This is a genomic window from Nocardia amamiensis (genome assembly GCF_015477605.1).
In the GTDB taxonomy this organism is placed as follows: domain Bacteria; phylum Actinomycetota; class Actinomycetes; order Mycobacteriales; family Mycobacteriaceae; genus Nocardia; species Nocardia amamiensis_A.
Map to the genome: position 1 here is coordinate 1 of NZ_JADLQX010000176.1, position 894 is coordinate 894.

1 pseudogene is annotated in these 894 nt (G+C 62.6%); it reads left to right on the plus strand.

Annotated elements, in window-relative coordinates:
- Nucleotides 1–322 precede the first annotated feature (322 nt).
- Nucleotides 323–777 (plus strand): annotated as a pseudogene (locus IU459_RS37330) (IS21 family transposase); the annotation flags it as partial.
- Nucleotides 778–894: the final 117 nt, after the last annotated feature.

Genomic DNA, 894 nt, shown 5'->3' on the forward strand with positions numbered 1-894 from the left:
TCGATGTTCAGGTCGGCGAGATGCGGAAGCAGGACTTTCAGATCAAGATCAGCACACCCTGGTCATGATCGATTACCTCCCGCCAGGCTCCAAATCATCGGCACGCCACCAACTTTGTGCCTGAGCCGTGATAATCCGGCTGGGCGGACATATGGCTCCGGGCTGGCGGGCATGATTTCTCCGGGTCGGCGGACATCGGGATCTCCGGGACACGCCTGAACAAATGCGAAACGGGATCTCTTCAGGCGGGTTGGCTGGCGGTGTGTGATCGCTTGCCAACTGCGTCGAAGGGATCCCGTTGACCAAGTCTGACAGGGAGATCATGGAGATTCTGGAAGCGTTCGATCTGACGCGCGGCGCGCATTCGGCGGCGGTGCTGGCCGGGGTGGATGAGAAGACGGTGGCCCGGTATGTGGCCATCCGCGACGAGGGTCGCGACCCGTTGGTCAAGCAGCGTCGGCATCGGTCGATCGACCCGTTCATGGGCAAGATCGAGGAATTGGTGGACAAGTCCAGCGGCCGGATCCGCGCTGATGTGGTGCATCAGCGACTGCTGGCGATGGGGTTCACCGGCACCGACCGGTCGACGCGTCGTGCGGTCGCAGAAGCGAAGGCCGCGTGGAAGGCCGGCCACCGCAGAAAATTTCGCCCATGCCTACAGCGCCGGGGATGTGGCTGCAATTCGACTGGGGCGAAGGCCCGAAAGTTGCAGGGCGGCGGACGCAGTTGTTCTGCGCGTGGCTGGCGTGGTCGCGGTTCCGGGTGGTTGTCGACGTTCACGTTTTTCCCGGCCCGTTCGTTCACGTAATTGGGCAGGTGGTGGGTCCTGGGTGATGTTCTACCCGACCTCCTTGTTCTGTGTCTTGGGTTCGTGGTTGCCGCGGGGGCGCTTGT